2 protein-coding genes are annotated in these 5,487 nt (G+C 36.2%); both read right to left on the reverse strand.

Annotation, left to right across the window (positions count from 1 at the left end; all coding sequences use genetic code 11):
- The coding region (locus ENL20_01930; protein HHE37313.1) for a hypothetical protein at positions 1 to 235 on the reverse strand (235 nt) is incomplete at its 3' end.
- Positions 236 to 264: 29 nt separating this feature from the next.
- On the reverse strand, positions 265 to 5,487 hold a 5,223-nt coding region (locus ENL20_01935), incomplete at its 5' end, for a hypothetical protein (GenBank protein ID HHE37314.1).

Here is a 5,487-nt window from a genome sequence, read left to right on the forward strand (position 1 = left end):
CGATTTCCAGGAATTCACCTTCATTAAAATAAGAAATTTTCTGAAAGATTTCTTCTCTTTCGGAAATTTCTTCCATTTCAAAACCATTAAGTGCAAAACTTATTTCGATTGCTTCGTTTTCACCGCGAACATGTTCAAAAATATTCTTTTTCGAGTTTTCCGGAATATTAATCCATTCCGCTGTTAACATCATCGTAAACAAGATCAATGTCAAAATTAAAGTAATTTTCTTCATACTAAAAAGTCTCCTATTTTTTTATTTCATTAATTATTTGCTGTTACTTTATAGAATCTTTTCATATTAGTTATCGGTTCATTCCAGTTTGTAGAACCTGTTACAGTATCAATATGAATAAATTCTGAGTAGGGATCATCCGAGGAATATATTTTGTAGTAGGTAGCACCTTCAACAGACTCCCACCAAATGTACATACTATTTGAGTATTCAGTAATTCCTGATATGACTGGTGCTGTCAGGTCACCTGAGACAACTAATGATACAGGCACTGTTATCGGTGAATCTTCAGGATCGTTACTGGTAATGACAATATTTGCTTCATAAGTTCCAACTTCAAGAGTATCAGGATTTGTATCGAACAAAACTGTTATAACATCATCCGGGGAGCCAATAGTGATCGAGCCATTTACAGTGTTTTCTCCGTCTAAAGTTAACCAGTTCAAAGAATGTCCGCTTGGTGTATAATCTAATCTTATTTGCGGTCTTTCTATAGGATTTGTTTCCCAGGGATCAGAACAACCAGCAGTATTGTCATTATAAGCCTGGGAATGCATACCTGTATAAACATCATAATAAACTGTAGAATTAGAAGTATAAGATGAATTATCGAAGCATATTTCTACGACCAAATTACTTGTTCCATCCCAGATAAAATTTGTAGGAATATCATTCCATCCGTTAGAAGCAGTCCAGGTTCCGGAATATTGATTGGTTAATGCATCAGGTATCCAACCAGCAGGCATTATTGTCGCAGTTGTATGACCCATATTGATATTAAAATTCTCCATTGTCTGACCACCAGCTGTTCCAACATTGAAGCCAACACTGCTAATTACACCCGTTAGAAGACCTGCAGAGGAAAGTTCAGCAGCAGTAAACAAATACTGGGCTCGTTTATCATGATAATATGTTCCAAAAGGTGTGATGTCAGTATCATAAGCACCGGAAAGACTTGAACCAGCACCGACTACAACATATTCTCGATTTGATTTAGAGATTGATCTTGATAACTTATTCTTGCTTTTATTATTAACCTCAGATCGTCTGTCTAAATAGTTTACTGTGGCAGAATATTCCAGAGTTAGACCTCCTTCATTTCCTATGTAAAGATTATCAGTTGTAGATCCGCCAGGTACAAGAGTTTTTGTAAATGAGGAAGGTTCTACTGAAATATCTGCAGGTGTGCCCAAAGGTGGAAATATAATATAATCGATCCAGGCACAATCTGAGCCGGTACTTACAGAACCATCTTTATCATATTCCCATTTGAAAATGTGATTTCCGGTAGAAACGGGATAACTTACTTCTCCCCAGGAAATACTTCCTGCCCATTGTCCTTGTAATGAACCATCGATATAGAATCGTAAGTAATCATAGTTATTTTCTGAAGATACTTTACGATAAAAAGAAATTGTTCCTGAAGAAACAACATTTACTTCTAAAATCAAATCAGTAATTTGATTATGTGAGATAGTTCCTGATTTGGCACAATATGTTCCTTCAAAAGGAGTTTCAGTTACGACCGTCCAATCTTCATTACCATCAAACTCCCATGGGAATTTTGTGAAATCTCCTGTCTCAAAATCCTCCAAATTTAATCCGATTGTGATAACAAAACTATCATCTGTTAAATATCCTAAATCAGCCTCAATATCAAGATTGAAAACAATTGAATGTCCTACCGGAGCACTGGATGATGTCGTTATATTGTAATAAACAAAACCAGATGCTCCGGGAGATAAAGTTGATAAATTATCAGAATTATCATTAATCGTGATATATGTATCTGACGATGAGAGAATCGAGGTTATATCGGAAGCTTCGGCACCACCATTATTTCGTAATGAGACTCTTATCTCAGCAGTCTCATCAGGATCTAGAATGTTGTTATCTCCATCATTAACAAAAACATCATGGAATTCGATCACAGGTGCGTTCAAAACCAGTTGAAAATTCAAATCCCAGGTACCTTCATTACCGGTAATATTAAGTTCAAATAAAGCATTATGCGCATCAGGACAGATATTTTCTACCGTAAAAGTATAATCCGTTAAATTGGTTTCTGAAGCTCCGCCTGAAATATCATTATAATTTGAAAAATTCTGTGTAATTGTTATGTAAGAATCAGATGAAGAGAGAACAGCGGATAATCCGCTAGAACCATTTAATCCCATATTATTCAAAGCAATACCGAGATTCACAGTTTCACCATAATCGACATTACCGTTTCCATTAGTATCATCGATAGAAATCGTTCCAATAACGAGATAAGGTTCAGTAGGAGGAGTCGGAGAGTTGGTCGTAAACAGAATAGCAGTTTCATTCTGTAAAGTTTTAGCCGCTGTGGGATAGCTGTTATTGAATGTATATTCCAAACCGATCATACTTGTTTCATCTTCCAAACCGACTGTCGAATATTGTCCATGATTGGCATAACCTGCAATATCAACATTATTAAAGACCTTATATTGAAATTTTATTTCACCGTCTCCGGTTATAGTAGAATAATAATTAGGATCATATAAAATTGTCTGAAAGGTTTCCTCCGAGCTGTCATACTCGCTTTGAAGGTGAGACCATTCAACGATGAAATAGTGCTGACTGGAATTAAAATAATAACATACATTGCTTCCGGTTCCTATCCTCAGATCATCCCAGAATGGAGCGATCATCGGGGAAGGTCCGAGAGGTCCGGGAAGACGCCAGTTAAAACTAGAAAATTGTTCGGTTGTTCCGGGAGTGATCCAACCATTAGAGCAAACTGTTATTTCATTGTAGCTTTCTCCATAAAAAGGAAAAGTAAACGGTAAAGTAAGTGTCTCAGTATCTCCGGTATCTTCTCCATTATCACTCATCGGGATAACAGTTCCAGGACCAGCATAGTTCGGATCAATTTCTTCCCATGAATATGTCGGTACAGAAATATAATCGGCATCTTCATCATCATAACAGTAATAACCATAGGAATCGGGACCTAAAGGATCGGTTACGGAAACATTACCAACATCAAGGATAAAGGAAACTGTATTGTTATAACCAGAACCTCCATTATTATAAAGATTAAGTTCTAAAACGAATTGTGTTCCGGGAGCGATATTAGCACTGGCTGTAATATTGAACCTGTTAGTTGTATTTGTTGATTGACCGCCTGCTGGAACATTTCCGAAATAACCAATATCATCATTAATAGTGATTGAAGAATTCGAGCAGGATAATGTTCCGTAAATCAAGTCGGCTGATTCTGATTCAAGATTATCTATTGTTACCGTGAGATCCGAATCTTCACCAGGGCTTAAAACTCCATCTCCACCATCAATAACAGTATAATCATTATAATCCAGGTTTGGCCCCTTAACAGTTAAATGAATTATATCATACCAGGTATCAAGACCTGAATTAATTGTAACATCAAAAAAGATTTCCGAACCGCCTAAAGAATTATTATCAACATCAAATTCAAAAGCTCCATTGATGTTCAAAATTTCACCAGCGCCAATGGTTCCATAATTTTCTGTATTATCTGAAATTGTAATAAAAGTGTTATCAGTTGTAATACTTGCTTGAACTGGATATGAAATTGATGTACCATAGTTTTTTAGACTAACATTAAGACCGATACTTTCCCCAGGATTGATATTTCCGTCATTATTGCCAGCAGAATCATCAATATCAACCTGGAAAATATTAACAAAACAATTGGTTTGGCTGACATCAAAACTACCAATATAGGGAACGAAGTTATGGTTTGTTACTGTTAATTTAACAGTTCCTTCTGTTTCAGCATCGATTGGTAAATAAACTTTTCCCTCGCTATCAGTATAATCAGTAGCAAAAATCACATCGTCACCCATTAGAGCAGTTACCCAGGCACCTTCGATAGGAGCACGAGTTGTGTTCTCAACTGTCACTTCGAGGAAATTGCTTCCTATCGGTACAACAGGATCATAAGTTATGATAAGTTCTTGAGGAAGACCTGTCCATACTTCCATTCCCGGATCTCCCATCAGGTTGTTCCAATAAGAAAACTTATAAACATAATTACTGGGATTTTGCGGATAATTAAGGTATAAATTTAATTTTCCTCTATTTAATGCTCCTCCCATATGATAGATATTATCCTGGAAAATACCATAATATGTTCCGGCATCGAGACAATTATTAAAGCAGGTATGTGTTCCTGTAGTTGCTGTTCCAATCGCAGCAATTGCTCCTTTTGGAACCGTAGCACTTCCGGCTTTTAAAAAATATTCGCTACGGCAATCGCTTGTTCCCTCAAAATCACCAGTAGCGCAAGTGGGGAAAACACCTACAGGTAACATAAAACCATTGGATAAACTTGATATATCATCGGTTCCCCAACCGCTCATTCCCATATAACCACGATAATTGAAATACAGGACTCCATCATTCATTGAACTATTCATTTCATTAGCACAACTACCATAATAGATTTCGTCATAAGAAAAACCTGATTCATTATCATTGATCATTTCTTTAATACTTCTCTTAGTTGTAATACAAGAAGGTCCGGATTGAGAAGGATCACCAACTAATAGAATTTCATTATACCAACTTGTTTCCGTCATATATGGTTCTTTTTCATAATTCAGAATTTTGTAAACAATGGTGGCAAGTTCATCGATATAATTAAATGAAAGACGTCCAATAAAAAGGTCAGCTAAAATGTCACCACCTTCAAGTAAAGCATAATATTGATCACCTTCTCCTCCGTCCATATATGATGTCGGAATGTTAAAGTTTCCTCCTGCGTCTCCTACCAGACAGACGAATTCAGGTGGATTATCCCAGGTATCATAAGCAGTCTGGATATAAGATTTGATGGTCGAACTACTTGTGCCTGAAGCAAAATCAACTGTGGTAACTTCAAATCCTTTCTGATGTTTCCAATCAACTAAAAGATCGAGATATGTTTCAACAGAAGTGCTGGTCGTATAAATAAAGAGATAACTTGGATCCTGATATTCATCATCTCTGGAAATTAGTGATTCATAATTGACGATTGTTGAAGCATATAAGGATTCATAAGATTTTGATTTTTTCCTGTCGTGTATTTTTGGATTTTCTCCGCCGTTACCTTTACAATTAACGATCAAATCTATATTTTTATATAGTTTTAATTCTTGTGTTTGGGGATCATATTGAAACGGATTAACAGTTACAGTTACGACTCTGTAATCCCTCATGATCGCAGGAGTTCCGATCTCAGCGATTGTACCGGGAAAAATATC

The organism is Candidatus Cloacimonadota bacterium (assembly GCA_011372345.1).
GTDB lineage: Bacteria > Cloacimonadota > Cloacimonadia > Cloacimonadales > TCS61 > DRTC01.